Origin of the sequence: Streptomyces sp. NPDC057099, assembly GCF_042671245.1 — a bacterium.
Lineage (GTDB): Bacteria > Actinomycetota > Actinomycetes > Streptomycetales > Streptomycetaceae > Streptomyces > Streptomyces purpurascens.
Genome location: NZ_JBHUTX010000001.1, coordinates 227,685 through 249,344, shown reverse-complemented (window position 1 = coordinate 249,344; position 21,660 = coordinate 227,685). Strand labels below are relative to the sequence as shown.

Here is a 21,660-nt window from a genome sequence, read left to right as displayed (position 1 = left end):
TCTGCCAGGCCGGGGCGCGCTCAGATGACGTTGAGCGCCGCCGCGCAGCCCACCCCGCCGAGCAGCATGAACACCGGCATCAGCACCCTGAGCTCGACCCAGCTGCCCGCCCGGAACCGCAGGGCCTTCGGCGGCCCGAGCGGGTACCAGCGCTTGCGCCCCACGGGTATGGGCCACAGGATCGGGCACCCGGACACGGTCAGCGCGTCCCCGATGTCATGGACGATCGCCCCCAGCACGACCGGCAGCCCCAGCCACAGGTACTCCTGCCCCGGCGCCGTGAACAGCCAGTCCGCGCCGTTGCCCGACTTGTCCAGGACACCCGCGAGGATCCACGCCGTGGTCGCGGCCAGCAGCCACACCAGGACATCGCTGCTGGAGCCGCGCGCCGCCCGCCACAGCAGCCCCTCGATGGCCAGGACCAGGTGCACGAAGAGGATCGCCAGCACGCCCCAGCGGTCACTGGTGATCGCCACGACCGAGGTGCCCGCACCGATCAGGACCGCCCACAGCCAGGTGTGCGTGAGCGTCCGGTGCCCCCCGGAGCGGCGCGGGTCGCCCGGCTTCTTCGTCGCCTTGTAGACGGCGTACGACAGCTTGTCCACGATCTCGCACAGCCAGCGTGAGAGCGGGCCGAAGGACCGGGAGATGGTGGCCGCCTTGTGGTCGAGGTCCGGGGCGAGCGCGGCACCGGCGCAGATCAGGGCACCCACGAGGAGGACCGGCCAGGGCATCGGGTGCCCGGCCGCGGCGGCCGCCGCACCGACGCCGAGCCAGGCGGCGGCGCCCGACAGTGAGTGTGCTGGTCCCATCATGGCAGTTGCCCGCCCCATTCCTCGTGTGCCGCTGTCCAGTTGACCGGGTGCGCTGACGTGTCGTCGGCGACCCAGCGTAGCGTTCGTGATCTTCGGGCCCGCAGCCGATTCCCCCATCGGGCATCAGGCCAGGCAAGATGGGGGCGTGACCCTCATCGATCAGCTGCCGCGGACCCCCGACCCCGACGCCTTGTACGAAGCCTTCGAGTCGTGGGCCGGCGAGCGGGGTCTCACGCTCTATCCCCACCAGGAGGAGGCGCTGATCGAGGTGGTCTCCGGCGCGAACGTGATCGTGTCGACGCCCACCGGTTCCGGCAAGAGCATGATCGCGGCGGGTGCGCACTTCGCCGCGCTGGCCCGCGACGAGGTCACCTTCTACACGGCTCCGATCAAGGCGCTGGTGTCGGAGAAGTTCTTCGAACTGTGCAAGATCTTCGGCACGGAGAACGTCGGCATGCTGACCGGCGACGCGTCCGTGAACTCCGACGCCCCCGTCATCTGCTGCACCGCCGAGGTGCTGGCGTCGATCGCGCTGCGCGACGGCAAGGACGCGGACGTCGGCCAGGTCGTGATGGACGAGTTCCACTTCTACGCGGAGGGCGACCGCGGCTGGGCCTGGCAGATCCCGATCCTGGAACTGCCGCAGGCGCAGTTCGTGCTGATGTCGGCGACGCTCGGCGACGTCTCCTTCTTCGAGAAGGACCTCACCCGCCGCACCGGCCGCCCGACCGCGGTGGTCCGCTCGGCGACCCGTCCGGTGCCGCTGTCCTACGAGTACCGCTACACCCCGCTCACCGAGACGCTCACCGACCTGCTGGAGGCCCGGCAGGCGCCCGTCTACATCGTGCACTTCACGCAGGCGCAGGCCGTGGAGCGGGCGCAGGCGCTGATGAGCATCAACATGTGCACCCGTGAGGAGAAGGAGCGGATCGCCGAGCTGATCGGCAACTTCCGCTTCACCACGAAGTTCGGCCGCAACCTCTCCCGCTACGTCCGGCACGGCATCGGCGTCCACCACGCGGGCATGCTGCCCAAGTACCGCCGCCTGGTGGAGAAGCTGGCGCAGGCCGGTCTGCTGAAGGTCATCTGCGGCACGGACACGCTCGGCGTGGGCGTCAACGTCCCGATCCGCACGGTGCTGTTCACCGCTCTCACCAAGTACGACGGCACTCGCGTACGCACCCTGCGGGCCCGGGAGTTCCACCAGATCGCGGGCCGCGCCGGGCGGGCCGGTTTCGACACGGAGGGCTTCGTCGTCGCGCAGGCGCCCGAGCACGTCGTGGAGAACGAGAAGGCGCTGGCCAAGGCGGGCGACGACCCGAAGAAGCGCCGCAAGGTCGTCCGCAAGAAGGCGCCGGAGGGCTTCGTCGCCTGGTCGGAGCAGACCTTCGAGAAGCTGATCGGCTCCGAACCGGAGCCCCTGGCCTCCCGGTTCCGGGTGACGCACACGATGCTGCTGTCGGTGATCGCCCGCCCCGGCAACGCCTTCGAGGCGATGCGCCGCATGCTGGAGGACAACCACGAGCCGCGCAAGCAGCAGCTGCGGCACATCCGCCGGGCCATCGCGATCTACCGCTCGCTGCTGGACGGCGGCATCGTCGAGAAGCTCGACCAGCCGGACGCCGAGGGCCGCATCGTCCGCCTCACGGTCGACCTCCAGCAGGACTTCGCACTCAACCAGCCGCTGTCCACCTTCGCGCTCGCCGCGTTCGAGCTGCTGGACCCCGAGTCCCCGTCGTACGCCCTCGACATGGTGTCCGTCGTGGAGTCGACGCTCGACGATCCGCGGCAGATCCTGGCCGCCCAGCAGAACAAGGCGCGCGGCGAGGCCGTCGCCCTGATGAAGGCCGACGGGGTCGAGTACGAGGAGCGCATGGAGCGCCTCCAGGACATCACGTACCCGAAGCCCCTGGAGGAGCTGCTCTTCCACGCGTACGACACGTACCGCAAGAGCCACCCCTGGGTCGGCGACCATCCGCTGTCGCCGAAGTCGGTCATCCGCGACATGTACGAACGGGCGATGTCCTTCACGGAGCTGGTGTCCCACTACGAGCTGGCCCGCACCGAGGGCATCGTGCTGCGCTATCTCGCCAGCGCCTTCAAGGCCCTGGACCACACCGTCCCGGACGACCTCAAGTCCGAGGATCTGGAAGACCTGATCGCGTGGCTGGGCGAGATGGTGCGCCAGGTCGACTCCAGCCTGCTGGACGAGTGGGAGCAGCTGGCCAACCCGGCGGAGATGACCGCCGAGGAGGCCCAGGAGAAGGCCGACGAGGTCAAGCCGGTCACCGCCAACGCCCGCGCCTTCCGCGTGCTGGTCCGCAACGCCATGTTCCGCCGGGTCGAGCTGGCCGCCCTCGACCAGGTCGAGACGCTGGGCGAGATGGACGGGGAGTCCGGCTGGGACGCCGACGCGTGGGGCGAGGCGCTGGACAAGTACTTCGACGAGTACGAGGACCTCGGCACCGGCCCCGACGCCCGCGGCCCCAAGCTTCTGCTCATCGAGGAGGAGCCGGAGAACGCCCTGTGGCGGGTCCGGCAGATCTTCCACGACCCGAACGGCGACCACGACTGGGGCATCAGCGCGGAGGTCGACCTCACGGCCTCCGACGCGGAGGGCCGTGCCATCGTCCGCGTCACCGACGTCGGCCAGCTGTGAACGGCCGGACCGCAGCGAGCACAGGAGAATCCCACCGATGACGACGAACCCGGCCGAGAGACTCGTCGACCTGCTCGACCTGGAGCAGATCGAGGTCAACATCTTCCGCGGCCGCAGCCCGCAGGAGTCCCTGCAGCGGGTCTTCGGCGGCCAGGTGGCGGGCCAGGCCCTGGTCGCCGCCGGCCGCACCACGGAGGGCGACCGCCCCGTGCACTCGCTGCACGCGTATTTCCTGCGCCCGGGCATCCCGGGGGTGCCGATCGTCTACCAGGTCGAGCGGGTGCGCGACGGGCGGTCGTTCACGACCCGCCGGGTCACGGCCGTGCAGCAGGGCCGCACGATATTCAATCTCACCGCCTCCTTCCACAAGCCGGAGGACGGCAGCTTCGAGCACCAGCTGCCGCCGGCCCGCAAGGTCCCGGACCCGGAGTCGCTGCCCACGGTCACGGACGAGATCCGGGAGCACCTGGGCGCGCTGCCCGAGCAGCTGGAGCGGATGGCCCGCCGCCAGCCCTTCGACATCCGCTACGTGGACCGGCTGCGCTGGAGCGCCGAGGAGGTCGAGGACTCCGAGCCGCGCAGCGCGGTGTGGATGCGCGCGGTCGGACCGCTGGGCGACGACCCGCTGGTGCACACCTGCGCTCTCACCTACGCCAGCGACATGACCCTCCTGGACGCCGTCCGCATCCCGGTCGAGCCGCTGTGGGGCCCGCGGGGCTTCGACATGGCGTCCCTGGACCACGCGATGTGGTTCCACCGCCCGTTCCGCGCCGACGACTGGCTGCTGTACGACCAGGAGTCGCCGATCGCGGTCGGCGGCCGTGGTCTGGCCCGGGGCCGGATCTACGACCGTGAGGGCCGGCTGGTCGTCTCGGTCGTGCAGGAGGGACTCTTCCGCAAGCTGGACTGACCGGTCCGCAGCCGGCCCGACCTGGCCTTCTGCCGCTCGGGGCACGCGCGCTTCGGCACTCCGTTCGCGCCCGTGCCCCGATCCGGTGACCATGGCAGGAGGAGGCACCGCAGGCGTCACACGCCCGCCGATCCGGGAGGTGGCCACGCTGCACACCGTGCTCCCCGTCCTCTTCGCGATCTGCGCGGCCTTCAGCAATGCCGTGGCGACGGTGCTGCAGCGCAAGGCCGCGCTCACCGTGCCGCGCTCCGAAGGCTTCCGGGCCGGGCTGATCCTCGATCTGCTGCGACGGCGCGTCTGGCTGGCCGGCATCCTCGCGGTGATCGCCGCCGCCGTCTGCCAGGCGCTGGCGCTGGCGACCGGGCCGCTGACGATCGTGCAGCCGCTGTTCGTTCTGGAGCTGCCGCTCACTCTCATCGTCGCCTCTCTGTTGATGCACCGGCATCTGCCGGGCGCGGGCTGGCTGGCCGTGACGGTGGTGGTGGCTGGGCTGGCGGTGGCGCTCGCCGCCGCCTCTCCCTCGGGCAATCGCACCCATGTGGAGCTGGACCGTTGGATCCCCGCCCTCGCCGTGTGCGCGGGAGCGGTCGTCGCCCTCGCCCTCGCCGCCCTCAAGCGCCCGGAGGGCCGCGCCCGGGCGGCATGCCTGGGCGCCGCGACGGCGATCAGCTACGCGGTGACCGCGGCCCTGATGAAAGCCGCCATGCACATCCTCGACGAACAGGGACTCGTGGGTTTCTTCACCGCCTGGCAGACGTACGCCTTCGCCATGACCGGCGTGTGCGCCCTGTTTCTGCTGGAGAACGCCATGCAGGCCGGCCCGCTGGTCGCCTCGCAGCCCGCGCTCACCCTCGGCGACGCGCTGGTGAGCCTCGCCCTCGGCATCCTCCTGTACGAGGAGACGATCCGCTCCGGGTGGTGGCTGCTGCCCCAGCTGGTCGGCGTCGTACTGATCGCCGCGGGGGTGTTCGCCCTGGCGCGGATTCCGTTCACCCAGTCGCTGGTGGCTCCGGGTGAGGCTCCGGGCGAGGAACGTCAGACGGCTGGAGCGCCCTGAGTCGAGGAGGTCACGATGGAGCGTCTCAGCGAGCGGGTGGCGATCGTCACCGGCGGGGTCGGAGGCATAGGGGCCGCGGTGGCACGCACGCTAGCGGCCGAGGGCGCCTCCGTGGTGGTCGCCGACATCCGGGACACCGAGGGGGCGAACCTCGCGGACGAACTCGGTGGCCGTTCTCGCTACCTGCACCTGGACGTCACCCTCGAAGACGACTGGCAGCGGGCCCTCGCCGAGACGGAGCGGGACCTGGGCCCGGTCTCGGTCCTGGTCAACAACGCGGGGGGCGTCGACTGGGGCCCGATGGAGGAGCAGAGTCCCGAGTCCTTCCGCCGGGTCGTCGACGTCAACCTCACGGGCGCCTGGCTGGGCATGCGGGCGGTGGCACCGTCGCTGCGCCGGGCCGGGGGCGGTGTGATCGTGAACATGTCCTCCCTTGCCGGGCTGACCGCCTACGCCGGTGTCGGGGCGTACGCGGCCAGCAAGTGGGGCCTGCGGGGTCTGACGAAGGTCGCCGCGCTGGAACTCGCGCCCGACCGGGTCCGGGTCTGCTCCGTCCACCCCGGCGCCATCCGCACCCCGATGACGGCCGGCTTCGGCGACGCGTACACCGAGGGGCAGCCCATTCCCCGGTTCGGTGAGCCCGAGGAGGTCGCCCGCATGGTGCTCTTCATCGTCGCCGAGGCGACCTTCTCGACGGGCTGCGAGTTCATCGTGGACGGCGGCGTCCTCGCCGGGGCGCCGACCGTTCTGGATCCTGACGACTGACCGTGACCGGCTGACCGACTGACCGATCAGGATTCCTGGAGCACGGACAGCACGTTCCCCGCGGGGTCGGTGAACCAGGCGATCAGCGGGCCGCCGCCTCGGAAGATGCCCTTGTCGTCCCCCTTGAGGTGGTCGTAGTGCTCGAACCGCACGCCTCTCTTCGTCAGCTCGTCGACCGCGGCCTCGATGTCGTCGACGGGGAAGTTGAGAATGGTGAACGTCGCCGGGGTGTGGTCCTGCTTGGGATAGACCAGGGTGTCCCGGTCACCCGCGATGTGCAGGAACAGCAGGCCGTTCTCCTCGGAGACCCGGAGCCCGAGGGTGTCGCCGTAGAACGTTTTGGCCGCGTCGATGTCGTTCACCGAGAACCCGCTGAACGCCTTCGTCTCACTGAACATGATCGCCTCCTGGGATTGTCTCCTCGGAATTCCGACCGGAACGCGTCCGAAAACTCATCGCTCTTCACCCTGGACGTCGCAGGCCTCTGCGATGCAGCCATCCCAGGAGGCCGTGTGAGGGGGCGCGGTCCGGGGGCTCGGTCGGCGCTGCCGGTGGAGCCGGTGGTGCCGGTTCCGGGGCGGGGCGCGGTGCCGGGTGCTGCCTTCGCGCTGTCTCCATCGTGTGGGCCAGGTCCGCTCGGAACCAGGCCACTTCGTCCGGCTCGCCCGCCGTCATCAGCGTCTCGGCCCGTTCGGCGGCGGGTGAACCGGGGGTGCCGTGCGCCGGGAGGTGAGGACGGAGGCGGTACAGGTGGGCGCGCTCGTGGGGGTCCGCCACGACGTCCGCCACGTCGGCGGGGTCGAGAAGACAGGCGACGGCTGCCGCGCGAGCCCAGGCGTCGTCCCCCGCCTCTCGCGTCAGGAATCCGATGTGGCGTCCCCGCCAGTTGCGAGGCCGCCGGTCCAGTCCGTCCTTCTGCCCTTCCCGGATCTGTGCGGGGGTGCGCCCCTTGAGCAGTCCGGCGTTGCTCTCCTCCGCCGCGAACTGTCGTAGCTCCTCGGCCAGATACAGCCATACGACCGCCCGGTAGCGGTTCAGGTAGAACTTCACCGGCACGAGCAGGCCGAAGCGGGCGAGACTCGTGAATCTGGCGGGGGTCACCCCCAGGAGCCCGGCGCCCTCATGGGTGCCGACGGTCGCGACCCGCTCACGCAACTCGTCCGGGAAGCCGTCCCCGGCGCGCAGCCGGTCGATCTCGGAGCGGGCGACGCGTAGCCCTCCGCCGCCTTCGTCGGGAACGGTCCGGATGAGCCCGAGATTCACCGCGAGGTCGAACTCAGCGCGCCTGAGGTCGAGTTCGCGGGCGGCCCGGCTCGGGGCGCAGGTGAGGCGGTCGGGTTTCGCGATGGTGCCTGACATGGTCGGTCTCCCCCGTGGAGTCGGCGGCTCACGCCGTGTGCGGTCGCCGTGAGAAAACCGTAACCGCTTCGGCACTTTGCGTGACGAGCCTGTGGATAACTCCGCGGGGGAAGGGCGAATCTGCAGGTCAGACGTCTGTGGCCGGTTTCCGTTCCGGCTGGCGGGCATCCACGTCGAGATGCTCGCCGACCCGGTTGACCAGAAGTGTCATCTCGTACGCGATCTGGCCTATGTCGGCCTCGGCGCCGCTGAGGACGCACAGACAACTGCCCGTGCCGGCGGCGGTGACGAAGAGCACCGCGTCGTCGAACTCGATCATCGTCTGGCGTACGGTGCCCGCGCCGAAATGCCGTCCCGACCCCTTGGCCAGGCTGTGCAACCCGGACGACACGGCCGCGAGATGCTCCGCGTCCTCGCGGCGCAGTCCCGTGCTCGCCCCGGTCACCAAGCCGTCGTTGGACAGGACCAGTGCGTGCCGCACCTGGTGGACGCGCTCGGTCAGGTCGTCCAGCAGCCAGTCGAGTCCCTGGTTCTGCGCCATGTTCCGATCTCCCCGTTTTCTCCCCGTGCGATTCTCCCCCTGGCCGGAGGATCTCCAGGCCAGCCTTCCCCACGACCGCTGCCGGGGCAAGGAGGATAGGAGCCATGGCAGAGAAGATGACCGATGCGCAATGGCGGGAGTTCGTTTCCCACGGCACCCGCACCGCGAAGCTCTCCACCGTCAGGGCCGACGGGAGTCCGCACGTGGCCCCGATCTGGTTCCTGCTGGACGGGGACGAGGTGGTGTTCAACACCGGCGAGAACACCGTGAAAGGGCGCAATCTCGCCCGTGACGGCCGAGTCGCCCTGTGCGTGGACGACGACCGGCCGCCCTACTCCTTCGTGGTGGTCCAGGGCCGTGCCCGACTGGTGAGCGACCTCGACGAGGTGCGGCACTGGGCGACGCGGATCGGCGCCCGGTACATGGGCGAGGACCGCGCCGAGGAGTTCGGCACGCGCAACGGCGTCCCGGGCGAGCTGCTCGTCCGTGTCGCCGTCGACCGGGTCCTGGCGGAGCGGGACATCGCGGACTGACCTCAAGGAGAGTCCGTGTCTCCGGTCAGCCGACCGAGTCGAGGAGCCGGGCGGTGTGCATCCGCCCGGCGTACTCGACGAGCCTGATCAGCACCTCCTTCCCCGAGTCTCGGTCACGGGCGTCGCACAGCACCACGGGCGTCCCCCGGTCGAGGTCGAGGGCGCGCGAGATGTCCGAGGCGCCGTGCTGCCGGGCCCCCGCGAAGCAGTTGACGGCCACCACGAACGGGATGCGCCGGTGCTCGAAGTAGTCGACCGCCGGGAAGCAGTCCTCCAGGCGTCGGGTGTCCGCGAGCACCACCGCGCCGAGCGCCCCTTGCGACAACTCGTCCCACAGGAACCAGAACCGGTCCTGGCCCGGTGTGCCGAACAGGTACAGGGAGAGGCCGGACCGGATGGTGATGCGCCCGAAGTCCATGGCGACGGTCGTGGTGGTCTTGTGGTCCACGCCGCCGGTGTCGTCCACCGACTGCCCCGCTTCGCTGAGCAGTTCCTCGGTGCGCAGCGGCCGGATCTCGCTGACGGCGCCCACCAGCGTGGTCTTGCCCACGCCGAAGCCGCCGGCGACCAGGATCTTCAACGCCAGTGCGCCGGTGTCGCCGCCTGAGGCGTCGGAGGCGTCGGAGGCGTCGGAGGCGTCGGAGTGCTCGGAGACCATAGTCACTTCTCTCGTGTCGGGTGGGGTGTGCGGTCGTCGGTCGTCTACAGCGCCCTCAGTCCCGCGATCACCTCGCGCAGGATCCGTTCGTCGGGCAGTTGAGCCGGCGGTACGGGGCGGCTGACGGTGACGCAGCCGAGTTCCAGGAGGTCGCCGAGGAGGACCCTGATCACGCCCACGGGCAGGTCCGCTCCGGCGGCGAGTTCGGCGACCGACTGGGTCTCCGGGCGGCACAGGTCGAGGAGGGTCCGGTGTTCCGGGCCGAGCGGGGCGTCGTCCACACCGGGCGCGCCGGGGTCCAGCGTGACCAGGGCGATCAGGTCGAACCGCACGCCGGTGGGCCCGGGCCGGGTGCGTCCGCCCGTCATGGCGTAGGGGCGGACGAGCGGGCCGGCCTCGTGGTCGTACCACTGGCTGCCCTGCTCGCTCAGGGTGCCTGTCGTGTCCTCGGTCATCTGCGCGGACCGCTCTCCCGGCTCATCCGGCGGCGGGCGGCCGTGCGCCGGCTCGGGGCGCGGTGCCGAGGTGTTCACCGACGCGTTTGACCAGGCGGGCCATCTCGTACGCCACGAGGCCTATGTCGGCTGTCACGGCGGTGAGAAGGGCGAGGCAGGAGCCGTCGCCGGCGGCGGCCACGAAGAGGAATGCCTCGTCCATCTCCACCATGGTCTGGCGGACACCGCCGGCGCCGAAGTGCCGTCCGGCTCCCTTGGCGAGGCTGTGGAAGCCCGAGGCGACCGCCGCTAGGTGTTCGGCGTCCTCGCGCCGCAGGCCGGTCGAGGCGCCTACGGCGAGGCCGTCGTTGGAGAGGACCACGGCGTGCCGTATGTCGCTCACGCGGAGCACCAGATCGTCCAGCAGCCAGTCGAGTTCGCCGGAGCGCCGGGCGGTATGCGTGCTCGGGTGCTGGATCATGCGGGGTCTCCTTCGCTGCTGTCTCTGCCCTTGGCGGGGCCGGGAGTGGTGCCGCGGCCGGGTTGCCTGCCGCCGCCTCGTGCCCAGCCGTCGTGGTAGGCCGCCATGCGGTCGCGTACGACTTCGGGGGTGCGTTCGTCGTCCCGGGGAGCCGGCGTCGGTGGCGGTTCCTCGGGGCGCCCCTCGCGCAGTTGGGGGGCGAGGCTGGCCTGTCGTACGCGACGCGGGAGGTCCTCGGAGCCTTCGGGCTGCTCCTGGGGTCGGTGCAGTCGCAAGGTGGCGACTCCTGGGGGTGGGGTGTGGCTCGTGGTCTCGGCCGCGGCCGGTACGGGAGCCACGAGGGCACGCCGGTCGGCCGGGGCGGGGACGACATCCTGGAGCGGGGTGTCGTCGGGCACGCGCGCGTAGGCGCGTTCCTCGGGCTGCCGCGCGTGTTCCGCTGCGCCGGGGGAACGTTCCGTCGCTCCGGTGTGCAGAAGGGCGGTGGGCAGCAGGACGACGGCGGTGGTGCCGCCGTAGGGCGAGGTCTTCAGATGGACCTTGACATCGTGCCGGGCGGCGAGTCGGCTGACGACGAACAGGCCGAGCCGGTCGCTGTCGAACAGGTCGAGTGCCTCGGACTGCGCGATGCGGCGGTTGGCTTCGGCGAGGGTCTCCTGGCCCATGCCGAGGCCGCGGTCCTCGATCTCGACGGCGTAGCCGTTGCCGACGGGTTCGCCGGTGACGCGCACGCGCGTGTGGGGCGGCGAGAACTGGGCGGCGTTCTCGATGATCTCGGCGAGCAGGTGGGTGAGGTCGGCGACGGCCGTGCCGATGACGGCTGCCTCGGGGAGCGGCCGTACCTCCACGCGCGCGTAGTCCTCGACTTCGGAGACGGCCGCACGGACCACGTTGGTCAGGACCACGGGCATGCGCCAGGCCCGGCCGGGAGCGGCTCCCGAGAGGATGATCAGGCTCTCCGCGTGGCGCCGCATGCGGGTGGTGAGGTGGTCGAGGCGGAAGAGGTCGCTCAGCTCGTTCGGGTCGTCGGAGCGGCGTTCCATGCTGTCGAGGAGGCTCAGCTGCCGGTGGACGAGGATCTGGCTGCGGCGGGCGAGGTTGACGAAGACGCCGGAGATGCCGCTGGCGAGCTCCGCGCGCTCCACAGCGGCCCGCAGCGCGGCGCGGTGGACCGTTCCGAGGGCCTCGGCGACCTGCCCGGCCTCGTCCTCCGCGGGCGGTCCGGGCGGTGCCTCGGCGCGGACGTCGATCTCCTCGCCCGCGCGCAGTCTCCGCATGGCTTCGGGGAGTTTGCGCCGGGCGATCTCCAGCGCGCCGTTGCGCAGGCCGACCAGTTCCACGACCAGGCCGCGTCCGATGCGTACGGAGATGACGAGCGAGGCGGCGACGGCGGCGAGACCGAGCAGGACGGCGGCCCCGGCCGGGGTGAGCACTCCTCGGGTGAAGGGGTCGGCCCGTTTCGCGACGCCGCGTGCCGCGTCGTCCTCGATGGTGCGCATCTCGTGCTGCACGCGCGTGTGAGCGGTGTTCCAGGTGCCCTCGGGTGCCGCCTCGACCGCCCTGGCGCCCGGCCCGCGGGCGAGGATCCCGTCCTCGGCGTCGCCCAGGACCGTATAGGCGCTGCTGTCGGCGAGGGCGTTCCATGCCGAGCGTTCGGTGCCGCGCAGGTCGGCGACGGCCGATTCGGTGAGGGTACGGCGCAGGTCGACGGCGCCGGTGAAGAGCCGGAGCCGCTCCCCGGTCAGGCTGCCGGACAGGCGGGCACTGGCCAGCACCGCGTCCTCCTGGGCCAACGCCTCGCCCGCGCGGGCGAATTCGAGCAGCACGCGCGCGTCGGAGCCGAGGTCGGCGTCCTGGATGCCGGTGAGGGCACCGCCGGCGCCGAAGGCCGCCGAGATGGTCCGGGTGTAGCGGCTGTACGTCTCGGCCCAGCCCACGCTCCGGTCCCGCACCGCGGTCCGCAGCGGCCGCAGTTCCTCGGTGCCGGTGACGAACGCCTCCAGCCGGTGGGCGACTCCGGCGGGGAGTTCCTCGCTGTCGGCGACGGTGTTGCCCTGGCCGAGCCGCAGTTTCGCGACGGCGCGGTCGGTGCGCCGCGCGAGCTCGTCCAGTTCGCCGGAGGGTACGGCCGAGGGTTCGGTGGCGTGGCGTACCGCGGCCGCGCGTTCGGCCTGGAGGGCGGCGACCGCCGCGGAGACGGGGGCGCGGACCATGGCGTCCACGCGCTGGACCTGCCGCAGCCGGGCGACGTCCTGGGCGGTGGTGACGGTGGCGTAGGCCCACAGGGCCAGGAGGGAGACTACCGGCACCATCAGCAGGCAGACGATCTTGGCGCGCACGGTGCGCGGACGTATGTGCCAGCGCTCCGCGCGCGTGGCCGCCCCGTCCGGTGCGGCGCCCGAGGCTGTCTCCGGGCTCTCGTCCGCCGGTGGCCCGGCGTGCGCGCGGCGGCCGCGCGCGGGCGGGGACGGCGCCTCGGCGCCGGTTGTGGGGGTCCTACGGGGTGTACGCATGGACTCCTCGCTGGGGAGTGTTCGGGGGCGTGCCGGGCGTCGTGGCGCCGCGGAGAGCCATCAGGAGCCCCTAGGGGGCGACGCTCTCGACCGGCCGCTGGGCCGAGGCGGACGCCTCGCGCTCGCCCGCCGTCGGCGAGAGTGCGACGAAGGCCGAGGTCAGGAAGAGGTAGGACCCGAGGCCGACGGCGAGGGGGAAGATGAACTGCATCGCCGTGGCCCCGGGCAGTGCCTCCCCGGAGGGCGTGACCCGCACGCTCACCGCGAACATCCCGGTGTAGTGCATGCTGCTGACGGCCGCGCCCATGATCAGGGAGGCGAGGGTGACCGCGACGGGCGACTTGATGTTGAGAGCCGCCCACAGGGCCGCCGTCGCCGCGACGACGGCGATCAGGAGGGAGAGCCCGACGAGCACCGGGTCGTAGGTCACGTCGCCGTGCAGACGGACGGCCGCCATGCCCAGGTAGTGCATGCTCGCGACGCCGAGGCCGGTGGTGAGGCCGCCGAGGAAGAGGGCCCGGCCGCGGTCCCGGCCGTAGCCGACGGCGAAGACGCCGGCGCAGACGACGACCATGGCGACGAGCAGGCTCAGCAGGGTGAGCGGTACGTCGTAGCGGATGTCGGTGCCGGCGACGCCGAACCCGAGCATGGCCACGAAGTGCATGGTCCAGATTCCGGTGCCGATCGCCGAGGCGGCGGTGACGAGCCAGTTGCGGCGCGAACGCCCGGTGGCGCCGAGCGCGCGGACGGTGCAGCGCAGTCCGAGCGCGGCGCCTGTGCAGGCCATCGCGTACGACAGCGCGGGGGTCAGCCACCCCAGGGCGGCGTGGTCCAGGTGTCCCATGGCCCCGGGACGCTAGACCCGGCAAGGGCGCACGAAAGGGGCGCATTTCGAAAGGTGTTGGAATATGACGCAAGGATGTACCGGAACGATCGCGTCACGCTCGAACATGTGCACAGAGGCGTCCTTCCGTGCCGGTGAGGAATCATGCGGTACATGAGCGACGACCAGACGCGTGTCCAGGAGTTCTTCACCTCACGTGCCGCCGACTGGGACAGCCGGTTCCCCGACGACGGTCCGGCCTACGCGGCGGCGGTGGCCGAGCTCGGGCTGCGCGCGGGCGACCGGGTGCTCGACGCGGGCTGCGGCACCGGACGGGCCCTGCCGCCGCTGCGGGCCGCCGTGGGGCCCTCGGGGGTGGTCCTCGGGGCCGATCTGACCCCGGCCATGCTGCGGGAGGCCGTACGGGCCGGACGGGACCGTGACGGGCATCTGCTGCTCACGGACGTCGCCGCGCTGCCCTTGCGTTCGCGGTCGCTGGACGCGGTGTTCGGGGCGGGCCTCGTCTCGCACCTGGCGAGTCCGGCCGAGAACCTGCGCGAGCTGGCGCGTGTGGTGCGTCCCGGTGGTGTGCTGGCGCTGTTCCATCCGATCGGCAGGGCGGCGCTGGCCGCTCGCCACGGCCGCCCGCTCACCCCGGACGACCTGCGCGCCGAGCCCAACCTCCGTCCGCTGCTGGCCGGTTCCGGGTGGCGCATGACGTCGTACGTCGACGAGGACACCCGCTTCCTGGCGCTCGCCGTCCGCGAGGACTGAGCTGCCGTGTCACCCGGCCCCGGTCTCCGTCGCCTCCCCGTGCCGCACGGGGCAGCCCCTGAGGCCCGGGACCGGACGCGTGCCGAGGTCGGCGAGCCGGTATCCGTACGGGTAGCCCTTGATCTCCCGGTTCTGGCGAGCGAAGTGCGGGGCGCGCCGGGGCGCCATCAGGCGGACGGCGCGCCCTCGAAGCCGTACCGCGCGACGCACCCACGCGCGCGTGGCGGTGCTCGGCGGGGTGTAGCGGAAGGCGCGCAGGAGCGAGTCGTCGAGCAGCGCGAGGGTCGTGGTGCGCAGCAGCGGTGCGAGCGGGCGCGGGTACCAGGACGCCATCAGGCCGAGCGTGGCGTCCGAGACCCGCCGGGCTTCCGCGTCCCAGGCGAAGTGGGCCGCCTCGTAGGCGTCGAGGCAGGTCTCGAACTCCTCGTAGGTCTCCGGGATGTCCTTGATGCCCATGTGCCGCCCCAGCGTGCCGTAGTGGACGACACTGGCGACGATCTCGTGGCGTGACATCCTGCGCCACCCGTAGGCGTCGATCCACCGTTTGGGCATCACGACGAACGTGCAGAGCACGTAGCGCATGTCGTCGTCGCTGATGTCGTAACCGCGGTGCATCTGGTTGATGCGGCGGATCGCTGTCTTTCCCGGGTCGCTGCCGAAGCCGTGCTCGACGACGGCGTCCAGGAGCAGCGAGGTGTCGTCGTAGCGCTTCTGCGTCCGCTCCGTGAGCTCCGCGGTCTCCGCGAGCAGCCGGCCGATGCTCGGAACCGCGTAGGTGCGGTACAGGGCCAGCTCCAAGGCGCGGGCGAAGTCCCAGGGGAACTCGTACGCCACGCTCAGCCGGTAGATCTCCGTGGCCTCCCGATACGGGTCCATCCGCCGGATCCGAACCAGCCGGTCGAAGCGCTTCACCGTGCCGTCCCCCTTCTGCCGCAGGTTCTCCAACTTTACGTTGGGGACCGGGAGATGAAAGATCAGACACAACAACCGCACAGGGGGAAGGTGGTCAGCATGTGGGGCAGGTTCCGCAAGGCCGGGGGACGAGTCGCCGATGCCTTGCGCACGGAGACGAAGACCGACGGGGACAAACGTCCGCACAATCTTTTCGAGGCCGCCGCGGTCTATGTCGCGGCGGGCGCGGAGGACGACCAGGAGCGGGCCGACGAGGCGGCCGGCTGGGTGTCGCCGGAGGCATTGTCGTTCGGGGTGAACGAGCTGGCCTGCCGGGCCGTCATCGCGCTCGCACGGGAACGCGGCGAGTCCCCCCGGACCGTGGCCCGTGAGCTGCTGGGGCTGCCGACGGCGAGATGAGGGCGGTCCGGACGGCCGATTCGCCCCGTCCGCCGGAAAACTGCAGCTCGGGTGCGCTGGCGGGCAGTGACAAGCGGCTTGCGCGCGCACTAGGGTGCGCGCCGTTGGACGAATCGATGGGGAGGCTGGGATGGCCGGGACGGACGAGGACGCCGTCGCCGCCGCGGACGACGCGCTCTATGTGCTCACGGCGGTGCTGCTGACGCCTGCGAAGTTCCCGAGCGTCCTGGGCGACGACTATCCGGAGGCGTGCGCGGCGCTCGGTCTGGCACCGCTCGCCGACGGGTACGGGCTGGTGCTCGGCCAGGACGGCGACGGCTGCCGGTGGACCGTCGCCATCGACGACGTCTCCCTGGTGGCCGTCGCGATCGCGTCCTGGGACTGCGGTATGGAGTACGAGCTGTCGCCCGACGAGCGCTCGGTCGTCGCGGCCCTGCCCGGCTGGCCGCTCGCGGTCGCCGTCGCGGCGCCCGGCGTGCCCGCGCCGCACGATCCCGACCCGGAGGCCGACGAACGGCCTGCGCTGGCCCCGCCGGACACCACCGTCTGGGGGCCGGCGCAGCGGCGCCTGGGCGCGGACGAGGTCGCGCTGCAGTGGGCGACTTGGCGGGAGCAGGTGAACGACTCGGCGTTTCCGGTGCCCGGATCCCCGGACACGCCGGACGACGAGGGCGAGGCGGCCGACGCTCCGGACACGAGCGGGGAGAACGGCCGGCCGGGCCACAGCGTCATCCGGCGGGTCCTCGCGGAGGCCCGCACCTACATCGACTCGCCGCCGCCGCTGGGCCGGGTCCGGTCGTCGTTCGCGACGGGTGACGCGCGGATCCTGCGGGCGGACGGTCCGGGCTGGTCGCTCGTGGCCAGGACCGACGACATCGCCTTCGTGCTGCTCGACGAGGAACCCGGCGAGGTCCTGCCGGTGGGCCGGGGGCCGGAGCTGCCGGGGCTCCTCGAGGCGCTCGACAAGATGGCCGTGCGGCCGAACTGATCCGGCGACGACCTTCGGCCGCGCCGGACCGGGCCGCGCCGGGCCGGGCCGGCACCTCAGCGACCGATCTCCTTACGGGTGGCACGGCGCAGCCTGCGCCGCTGCGACGGGTCGAGCATGAGATACGCGGCGGCCGGGACGCCCAGGATGATCAGGAGCGATGCCCACCAGGGCAGCCAGATCAACAGGATGAGCCCGACCGCCACACCACCTGCGGCGATCTTGGCGTTCTTGGACATGAGTGTCGCCTCCTTCGCGGCCACTGCCGCTCTCTGTCTCGAAAACGGGCCCGCGCCCGTGGCGGTTCCTGACCGCGACCCTGAGACATCCCTGAGGTGCGACCCCTACACACCCCTGCCCCCCTCATAGTGGCCCAGCTCACACCTTAGTCATACCCGTGCGCGCCAGACGTGCTGTACCCTCGGCGGCTCCGACCCACTAGTCAAATTTGAGGAATCAGTCATAGCCGAGTACTCGACTTCCCCGGCACCGTCCTCCTCGCCCTCCACTTCGCCCTCCACCGCACCTGCCTCCGTCTCCTCCGAACTGGCCCACTGCCGCGCCGTGTTCCTGCCCGGCGACCCGGCCCGCACCGGCGGCATCGCCTTCTGGCGGCCCGATGGCGAGGCCCCGCCGACCGTGGCCCCGCCGACCCTGGCATCGGCGTCCGTGACATCGCCGACCGTGGCACCGGCCTCCGCCGCGAACCTGACCGTCGTCGTGCCCGGCGGCGACGGAATCGAGGCGGAGGGCGTGTCCGCCGTCCTGATGCCGGTGCACGCGGCCCTGCCGGTCCTCACCCGCGCGCGGCTGAGCGGGCAGGGGCATCGGTCCACCGTGTTCTGGGGCGCGGCGGCCGTGCACGGCCTGCACCTCGTGGCGCGCGGGCTGCTGCTGCCGGGGCTGTCCCCGGGCGACCACGACTCCTGGCGCACGGGTCCCCTGCGCGCCCAGGACATCGAGGCGCTGCGCCGGCTCGCCGCCGCGATGCCGCCCGAGGCGCACGCCGTGCCGCTCGCGGGCGCGGGACCGCTGCGGCTGCCCGACCCGGAGCGGCTCCTGCGCGCCTTCCTCGACGCCGTCGCCGACACCCTGCCCCGCTCCCCCGCCGCACCGCTGGTGACCGGCGGTCCCGCCTACGCGTCGCCCGAGCCGGTGCACCTGCCCGAGCAGCGTGCCTGGGCCGCCGACGTCGCCGCGGGCCACGACGCGGGCGTGCGGCTGTCGCTGCGGATCGAGGCGCCCGGTCTGATCGAGGTGCCCGGCCTGACGGACACGGCAGCCGACGCGGACGTCTCGTTCCGGGCCGTGCTCCAGGTGCACGGCGTGAGCGATCCCGCGCTGGTCGCGGACGCCGCGGAGGTCTGGGCCGGCACCAGGGGCGAGGCCTTCGGCCCGCGCGCGCGGATGGATGTCCTGCTCGCCCTGCGGCGCGCGGCCCGGGCCTGGGCCCCGCTCGCGCCGCTGCTGTCCGCGACCGTGCCGGACGCCGTCGACCTCGCCGACGAGGAGGTCACCGAGCTGCTCGGCACGGGCGCCCGTGCGCTGGCGGCGGCCGGGGTCGACGTGCACTGGCCGAAGGGACTGCCCCGCGAGTTCAGCACGCGCGCGGAGGTGGGGCCGGTGGGGCCTTCGGAGGAGGCCGAGGAGCCCGGCAGGTCCGCTGCGGCCCTTCCGTCGTTCCTGTCCGCCGACGCGCTGCTCGCCTTCAACTGGTCGTTCGCGCTGGGCGACCGTCGGCTGAGCCGCGAGGAGCTGGACCGGCTCGCCGAGGCCAAACGCCCCGTGGTGCGGCTGCGTGACCAGTGGGTCCTGATCGACCCTCAGGAGGTACGGCTCGCCCGCTCCCGGCAAGACCACAAGGTCACCCCGGTGGAGGCGCTGGGCGCGGCCCTGACGGGCTGGGCGGAGGTGGACGGCAGCCGGGTCGAGGTGCGGCCCACCGGATGGCTGGCGGCCCTGCGGGAACGGCTCGCGGACCCCGAGGCACAGCGGCCCGTGGAGCAGCCCGCCGCGCTCGCGGCCACCCTGCGGGACTACCAGCGGCGGGGCCTGAACTGGCTCGCCGGCATGACCTCCCTGGGCCTCGGCTGCTGCCTCGCCGACGACATGGGGCTCGGCAAGACGATCACGCTGATCGCCCTGCATCTGCACCGGCAGACCGACGCCGAGTCCGCCGGGCCCACGCTGGTGGTCTGTCCGACGTCCCTGATGGGCAACTGGCAGCGGGAGATCGAGCGGTTCGCGCCCGGCACTCCCGTGCGGCGCTTCCACGGTGCGCGGCGCAGCCTCGACGACCTGGCCGACGGGGAGTTCGTGCTCACCACGTACGGCACGATGCGCCTGGACGCGCCCCGGCTCACCCAGGTGCCGTGGGGCCTGCTCGTGGCGGACGAGGCCCAGCACGTGAAGAACCCGTACTCCTCGACCGCGCGGGAGCTGCGTGCCATCGGCGCACGCGCGCGCGTGGCGCTCACCGGCACCCCGGTGGAGAACAACCTGTCGGAACTGTGGGCGATCCTCGACTGGACCACTCCGGGACTGCTGGGCCGGCTCGGCACCTTCCGCAGGCGGTACGCGCAGGCCGTCGAGGGCGGTCAGGACCCGGCCGCAGCGGACCGGCTGGCCCGGCTCGTCCGGCCGTTCCTGCTCCGCCGCCGCAAGGCGGACCCGGGGATCGCGCCCGAGCTGCCGCCGAAGACCGAGACCGATCACGCCGTGTCGCTCACCCAGGAGCAGACGGGTCTGTACGAGGCGGTGGTGCGCGAGGCGCTGGCGGAGATCTCCGGCGCCGGCAGCATGGCGCGACGCGGCCTGATCGTGAAGCTGCTGACCGGCCTCAAGCAGATCTGCAACCACCCGGCGCAGTACCTCAAGGAGGAGCGCCCGGTGATCGCCGGACGCTCCGGGAAGCTGGAGCTGCTGGACGAACTGCTCGACACGATTCTCGCCGAGGAGGCGGGCGTGCTGGTCTTCACGCAGTACGTCCAGATGGCCCGCCTTCTCGAACGGCATCTGGCCGCCCGCGGCACGCCCTCGCAGTTCCTGCACGGCGGGACGCCGGTCGCCGAACGCGAGGCCATGGTGCGGCGCTTCCAGGAGGGCGAAGTGCCGGTGTTCCTGCTGTCGTTGAAGGCGGCGGGCACCGGTCTGAACCTCACCCGGGCCGAGCACGTCGTGCACTACGACCGCTGGTGGAACCCGGCCGTCGAGGCGCAGGCCACCGACCGCGCCTACCGCATCGGCCAGACCCGGCCCGTGCAGGTGCACCGGATCATCGCGGAGGGAACCATCGAGGACCGCATCGCCGAACTGCTGGTCCGCAAGCGGGAGCTGGCGGATTCCGTCCTGGGCTCCGGCGAGGCGGCGCTCACGGAGCTGACGGACGCGGAGCTGGCGGAACTGGTCGAACTGCGAGGGGGCCTGTGATGACTCGGTACGACGGTGACACGGAGCGCACGTTCGCCGCGCTGCCGCCCGCGCACGGGCGCGGCTTCGCGGAGACCTGGTGGGGCCAGGCCTGGCTGAAGGCCCTGGAGGACACGGCGCTGGACTCGGCGCAGCTCAAGACGGGCCGACGGCTCGCCCGCGCGGGAGCGGTCGGCGCGGTGTCGGTGCGCCCGGGACGACTCACGGCCGTCGTCCAGGGCCGCGACGGCACGGCGCACCGGGCCGACGTCCTGCTGGAGGAGCTCTCGCCCGAGCAGTGGGACCACTTCCTGGACATGACGGTGGAGCGGGCCGGGCATGTGGCGGCGCTGCTGGACCGGGAGATGCCGCCGCACCTGGTCGAGGACGCGGCGGCCGCGGGTGTCGAACTGCTGCCGGGCCTGGGCGATCTGGAGCCGGAGTGCGACTGCGGTGCCTGGGACCACTGCGGGCACACGGCGGCGCTCTGCTATCAGGTGGCGCGCCTGCTGGACCAGGATCCGTTCGTCCTGATGCTGATGCGGGGCCGCGACGAAGCCGCCCTGCTGGACGCTCTCCAGACCCGCGGCGGTGGATCGGCAGCGGAGTCCTCCGGTCCGGAGGGTGTGGACGCTGTGGAGGCGTATGCGGCCGGTGACATCCTGCCTCCACTGCCGGACCTGCCCGCGCTCCCCGACGTGCCGGGGGTGCCGCCGTCCCTGGACGCCGAGACGCCGCCCGCTCCCGGCATCGACCCGGCCGCGCTGGAGTTCCTGGCCGCACGGACCGCCGTACAGGCCCACCGTCTGCTCGCTGAGGCCCTCCGGGGCACCTCCGAAGTGGAGTTGACGGTGGCGCAGGACGCGGTGCGGCTGGCCGCGGGCGCCCCCGGAGGCGATGTGGCGGACCGTCTCGCCGACGGGTCGGGACGCGGCCGGGAGGGGCTCGAGACGGCGGTCCGTGCCTGGCACCTCGGCGGTACGGCCGCGCTGGCCGTGCTCGACGAGGAGTGGCGGGTCCAGGGCGAAACGCTCGCACGCGCGCATGCCGCCCTGGAGTCGGCCTGGGACACGGACGAGAGGCCCCTGCTGCGGGCGCGGGGCAACCGGTGGACGGTCGCCGACGCTCCGGTCCAGCTGCGCCTCGGCCGGGACGGCCGGTGGTGGCCGTACCGCAAGGAACGCGGCCGCTGGGTGCCGGCGGGAGGTGCCGCACAGGATCCGGCGACGGCCCTGACGTCGGCTGAGCCCGCCGCCGGAGACGGAGCCGCACCGGAAGAGGCGCCCCTACGGCAGTAGTTCGCCGGTGTCCAGGGACGGGAGGAGCGATTCGAGGTCGCTGGGCAGATCGCTCGGCAGCCGGCTCGGAAAGCCCGACGGCAGCCGGGTCCGCAGCTCGCTCGGCACTTCGGTGGGCACCTTGGTGGGCAGTTCGGTGGGGATGCCGTAGGACGGGGCAGGGGTGCGGCTCGTACTCCCGGCGGGCGGCTCCCGGTCCGGCGAGTCGTCGCCTCCCCTGGCCATCAGCACCACCGCGCACACGGCTGCGGCGGCCACGAGCACGGTGATCAGGATGAGCAGCGGATTCCGCCGCTGAGGCGGTACGGGCGGCATGGCCATACCGACCAGGGT

The 21,660-nt window shown here is 72.3% G+C and carries 22 protein-coding genes; 10 read left to right on the top strand and 12 right to left on the bottom strand.

Features of this window, described 5'->3' with window-relative positions; translation table 11 throughout:
* Positions 1 to 20: 20 nt before the first annotated feature.
* Positions 21 to 815 carry a metal-dependent hydrolase gene (locus ACFT4A_RS01205; RefSeq protein ID WP_382824800.1) on the bottom strand — a complete coding sequence of 265 codons (795 nt, stop codon included), beginning with the start codon at positions 813 to 815 and terminating at the stop codon, positions 21 to 23.
* Between the two features lie 145 nt (positions 816 to 960).
* On the opposite strand from ACFT4A_RS01205, the gene ACFT4A_RS01200 reads away from it, so the two are divergent.
* The 4 genes from ACFT4A_RS01200 (at position 961) to ACFT4A_RS01185 (ending at position 6,206) form a co-directional block, all read left to right on the top strand.
* Complete coding sequence (locus ACFT4A_RS01200; protein ID WP_376384041.1) at positions 961 to 3,474, top strand: DEAD/DEAH box helicase; 2,514 nt, start codon at positions 961 to 963, stop codon at positions 3,472 to 3,474.
* A 37-nt stretch (positions 3,475 to 3,511) separates the two neighbouring features.
* Positions 3,512 to 4,384: an acyl-CoA thioesterase gene (locus ACFT4A_RS01195; RefSeq protein ID WP_382824798.1), complete on the top strand. Its 873-nt coding sequence runs from the start codon at positions 3,512 to 3,514 to the stop codon at positions 4,382 to 4,384.
* Positions 4,385 to 4,532: 148 nt separating this feature from the next.
* On the top strand, positions 4,533 to 5,441 hold the full coding sequence (locus ACFT4A_RS01190; protein WP_382825208.1) for a DMT family transporter: 909 nt from the start codon (positions 4,533 to 4,535) through the stop codon (positions 5,439 to 5,441).
* 15 nt (positions 5,442 to 5,456) lie between these two features.
* On the top strand, positions 5,457 to 6,206 hold the full coding sequence (locus tag ACFT4A_RS01185) for an SDR family oxidoreductase (RefSeq protein ID WP_382824796.1): 750 nt from the start codon (positions 5,457 to 5,459) through the stop codon (positions 6,204 to 6,206).
* 26 nt (positions 6,207 to 6,232) lie between these two features.
* Here ACFT4A_RS01185 and ACFT4A_RS01180 read toward each other — a convergent pair whose 3' ends face one another.
* The 3 genes from ACFT4A_RS01180 to ACFT4A_RS01170 all read right to left on the bottom strand — a co-directional run bounded on the left by ACFT4A_RS01180 (position 6,233) and on the right by ACFT4A_RS01170 (position 8,106).
* On the bottom strand, positions 6,233 to 6,604 hold the full coding sequence (locus ACFT4A_RS01180; RefSeq protein ID WP_382824794.1) for a VOC family protein: 372 nt from the start codon (positions 6,602 to 6,604) through the stop codon (positions 6,233 to 6,235).
* Positions 6,605 to 6,668: 64 nt separating this feature from the next.
* Positions 6,669 to 7,565 carry a DUF6397 family protein gene (locus tag ACFT4A_RS01175; RefSeq protein ID WP_382824792.1) on the bottom strand — a complete coding sequence of 299 codons (897 nt, stop codon included), beginning with the start codon at positions 7,563 to 7,565 and terminating at the stop codon, positions 6,669 to 6,671.
* 127 nt (positions 7,566 to 7,692) lie between these two features.
* Entirely contained in the window at positions 7,693 to 8,106 is a 414-nt protein-coding gene (locus ACFT4A_RS01170) for a roadblock/LC7 domain-containing protein (RefSeq protein ID WP_382824790.1), read from the bottom strand.
* Positions 8,107 to 8,210: 104 nt separating this feature from the next.
* Between ACFT4A_RS01170 and ACFT4A_RS01165 the strand changes: the two genes are divergently transcribed.
* Entirely contained in the window at positions 8,211 to 8,639 is a 429-nt protein-coding gene (locus ACFT4A_RS01165; protein ID WP_382824788.1) for a PPOX class F420-dependent oxidoreductase, read from the top strand.
* A gap of 25 nt (positions 8,640 to 8,664) precedes the next feature.
* On the opposite strand, the gene ACFT4A_RS01160 is transcribed toward ACFT4A_RS01165, so the two are convergent.
* The 5 genes from ACFT4A_RS01160 to ACFT4A_RS01140 all read right to left on the bottom strand — a co-directional run bounded on the left by ACFT4A_RS01160 (position 8,665) and on the right by ACFT4A_RS01140 (position 13,569).
* Positions 8,665 to 9,297, bottom strand: coding sequence for an ATP/GTP-binding protein (locus ACFT4A_RS01160; RefSeq protein WP_382824787.1), 633 nt, complete (start codon positions 9,295 to 9,297; stop codon positions 8,665 to 8,667).
* Between the two features lie 44 nt (positions 9,298 to 9,341).
* The gene (locus tag ACFT4A_RS01155) at positions 9,342 to 9,752 is read right to left on the bottom strand and encodes a DUF742 domain-containing protein (RefSeq protein ID WP_382824785.1); all 411 of its coding nucleotides are present in this window, start codon (positions 9,750 to 9,752) and stop codon (positions 9,342 to 9,344) included.
* 22 nt (positions 9,753 to 9,774) lie between these two features.
* A complete protein-coding gene (locus tag ACFT4A_RS01150) occupies positions 9,775 to 10,212 on the bottom strand; it encodes a roadblock/LC7 domain-containing protein (protein ID WP_382824783.1) in 438 nt (145 codons plus the stop codon).
* The gene (locus ACFT4A_RS01145; RefSeq protein WP_382824781.1) at positions 10,209 to 12,725 is read right to left on the bottom strand and encodes a nitrate- and nitrite sensing domain-containing protein; all 2,517 of its coding nucleotides are present in this window, start codon (positions 12,723 to 12,725) and stop codon (positions 10,209 to 10,211) included. Before ACFT4A_RS01145 ends, ACFT4A_RS01150 begins: the two co-directional genes overlap by 4 nt.
* Positions 12,726 to 12,795: 70 nt before the next feature.
* The gene (locus ACFT4A_RS01140) at positions 12,796 to 13,569 is read right to left on the bottom strand and encodes an MHYT domain-containing protein (protein WP_382824779.1); all 774 of its coding nucleotides are present in this window, start codon (positions 13,567 to 13,569) and stop codon (positions 12,796 to 12,798) included.
* A gap of 153 nt (positions 13,570 to 13,722) precedes the next feature.
* Here ACFT4A_RS01140 and ACFT4A_RS01135 point away from each other — a divergent pair, with 153 nt between their 5' ends.
* On the top strand, positions 13,723 to 14,322 hold the full coding sequence (locus ACFT4A_RS01135) for a class I SAM-dependent methyltransferase (RefSeq protein WP_382824777.1): 600 nt from the start codon (positions 13,723 to 13,725) through the stop codon (positions 14,320 to 14,322).
* 9 nt (positions 14,323 to 14,331) lie between these two features.
* Here the strand turns inward: ACFT4A_RS01135 and ACFT4A_RS01130 are convergent, their stop codons facing one another.
* Positions 14,332 to 15,234: an oxygenase MpaB family protein gene (locus ACFT4A_RS01130; RefSeq protein WP_382824775.1), complete on the bottom strand. Its 903-nt coding sequence runs from the start codon at positions 15,232 to 15,234 to the stop codon at positions 14,332 to 14,334.
* Positions 15,235 to 15,333: 99 nt separating this feature from the next.
* Between ACFT4A_RS01130 and ACFT4A_RS01125 the strand changes: the two genes are divergently transcribed.
* Together ACFT4A_RS01125 and ACFT4A_RS01120 are read left to right on the top strand one after the other, a co-directional pair.
* The gene (locus ACFT4A_RS01125; RefSeq protein ID WP_382824773.1) at positions 15,334 to 15,633 is read left to right on the top strand and encodes a hypothetical protein; all 300 of its coding nucleotides are present in this window, start codon (positions 15,334 to 15,336) and stop codon (positions 15,631 to 15,633) included.
* 130 nt (positions 15,634 to 15,763) lie between these two features.
* Positions 15,764 to 16,621, top strand: a complete 858-nt coding sequence (locus ACFT4A_RS01120; protein WP_382824772.1) for a hypothetical protein — start codon at positions 15,764 to 15,766, stop codon at positions 16,619 to 16,621.
* A 56-nt stretch (positions 16,622 to 16,677) separates the two neighbouring features.
* Here the strand turns inward: ACFT4A_RS01120 and ACFT4A_RS01115 are convergent, their stop codons facing one another.
* The gene (locus tag ACFT4A_RS01115) at positions 16,678 to 16,860 is read right to left on the bottom strand and encodes a hypothetical protein (RefSeq protein WP_261683932.1); all 183 of its coding nucleotides are present in this window, start codon (positions 16,858 to 16,860) and stop codon (positions 16,678 to 16,680) included.
* Positions 16,861 to 17,185: 325 nt separating this feature from the next.
* Here ACFT4A_RS01115 and ACFT4A_RS01110 point away from each other — a divergent pair, with 325 nt between their 5' ends.
* Both ACFT4A_RS01110 and ACFT4A_RS01105 read left to right on the top strand, forming a co-directional pair.
* Positions 17,186 to 20,050 carry a DEAD/DEAH box helicase gene (locus tag ACFT4A_RS01110; RefSeq protein WP_382824769.1) on the top strand — a complete coding sequence of 955 codons (2,865 nt, stop codon included), beginning with the start codon at positions 17,186 to 17,188 and terminating at the stop codon, positions 20,048 to 20,050.
* Positions 20,050 to 21,327 carry an SWF or SNF family helicase gene (locus ACFT4A_RS01105; protein ID WP_382824767.1) on the top strand — a complete coding sequence of 426 codons (1,278 nt, stop codon included), beginning with the start codon at positions 20,050 to 20,052 and terminating at the stop codon, positions 21,325 to 21,327. The genes ACFT4A_RS01110 and ACFT4A_RS01105 overlap by 1 nt, the downstream gene beginning before the upstream one ends.
* On the opposite strand, the gene ACFT4A_RS01100 is transcribed toward ACFT4A_RS01105, so the two are convergent.
* Complete coding sequence (locus ACFT4A_RS01100) at positions 21,316 to 21,648, bottom strand: hypothetical protein (RefSeq protein ID WP_382824765.1); 333 nt, start codon at positions 21,646 to 21,648, stop codon at positions 21,316 to 21,318. The genes ACFT4A_RS01105 and ACFT4A_RS01100 overlap by 12 nt on opposite strands.
* Positions 21,649 to 21,660: the final 12 nt, after the last annotated feature.

Excerpts from the sequence above, each read along its gene's own strand:
- ACFT4A_RS01205 (WP_382824800.1), bottom strand. The coding sequence starts at position 815 with ATGATGGGACCAGCACACTCACTGTCGGGCGCCGCCGCCTGGCTCGGC.
- ACFT4A_RS01195 (WP_382824798.1), top strand. The coding sequence starts at position 3,512 with ATGACGACGAACCCGGCCGAGAGACTCGTCGACCTGCTCGACCTGGAG.
- ACFT4A_RS01185 (WP_382824796.1), top strand. The coding sequence starts at position 5,457 with ATGGAGCGTCTCAGCGAGCGGGTGGCGATCGTCACCGGCGGGGTCGGA.
- ACFT4A_RS01180 (WP_382824794.1), bottom strand. The coding sequence starts at position 6,604 with ATGTTCAGTGAGACGAAGGCGTTCAGCGGGTTCTCGGTGAACGACATC.
- ACFT4A_RS01175 (WP_382824792.1), bottom strand. The coding sequence starts at position 7,565 with ATGTCAGGCACCATCGCGAAACCCGACCGCCTCACCTGCGCCCCGAGC.
- ACFT4A_RS01170 (WP_382824790.1), bottom strand. The coding sequence starts at position 8,106 with ATGGCGCAGAACCAGGGACTCGACTGGCTGCTGGACGACCTGACCGAG.
- ACFT4A_RS01165 (WP_382824788.1), top strand. The coding sequence starts at position 8,211 with ATGGCAGAGAAGATGACCGATGCGCAATGGCGGGAGTTCGTTTCCCAC.
- ACFT4A_RS01160 (WP_382824787.1), bottom strand. The coding sequence starts at position 9,297 with ATGGTCTCCGAGCACTCCGACGCCTCCGACGCCTCCGACGCCTCCGAC.
- ACFT4A_RS01155 (WP_382824785.1), bottom strand. The coding sequence starts at position 9,752 with ATGACCGAGGACACGACAGGCACCCTGAGCGAGCAGGGCAGCCAGTGG.
- ACFT4A_RS01150 (WP_382824783.1), bottom strand. The coding sequence starts at position 10,212 with ATGATCCAGCACCCGAGCACGCATACCGCCCGGCGCTCCGGCGAACTC.
- ACFT4A_RS01145 (WP_382824781.1), bottom strand. The coding sequence starts at position 12,725 with ATGCGTACACCCCGTAGGACCCCCACAACCGGCGCCGAGGCGCCGTCC.
- ACFT4A_RS01140 (WP_382824779.1), bottom strand. The coding sequence starts at position 13,569 with ATGGGACACCTGGACCACGCCGCCCTGGGGTGGCTGACCCCCGCGCTG.
- ACFT4A_RS01135 (WP_382824777.1), top strand. The coding sequence starts at position 13,723 with ATGAGCGACGACCAGACGCGTGTCCAGGAGTTCTTCACCTCACGTGCC.
- ACFT4A_RS01125 (WP_382824773.1), top strand. The coding sequence starts at position 15,334 with ATGTGGGGCAGGTTCCGCAAGGCCGGGGGACGAGTCGCCGATGCCTTG.
- ACFT4A_RS01120 (WP_382824772.1), top strand. The coding sequence starts at position 15,764 with ATGGCCGGGACGGACGAGGACGCCGTCGCCGCCGCGGACGACGCGCTC.
- ACFT4A_RS01115 (WP_261683932.1), bottom strand. The coding sequence starts at position 16,860 with ATGTCCAAGAACGCCAAGATCGCCGCAGGTGGTGTGGCGGTCGGGCTC.
- ACFT4A_RS01105 (WP_382824767.1), top strand. The coding sequence starts at position 20,050 with ATGACTCGGTACGACGGTGACACGGAGCGCACGTTCGCCGCGCTGCCG.
- ACFT4A_RS01100 (WP_382824765.1), bottom strand. The coding sequence starts at position 21,648 with ATGGCCATGCCGCCCGTACCGCCTCAGCGGCGGAATCCGCTGCTCATC.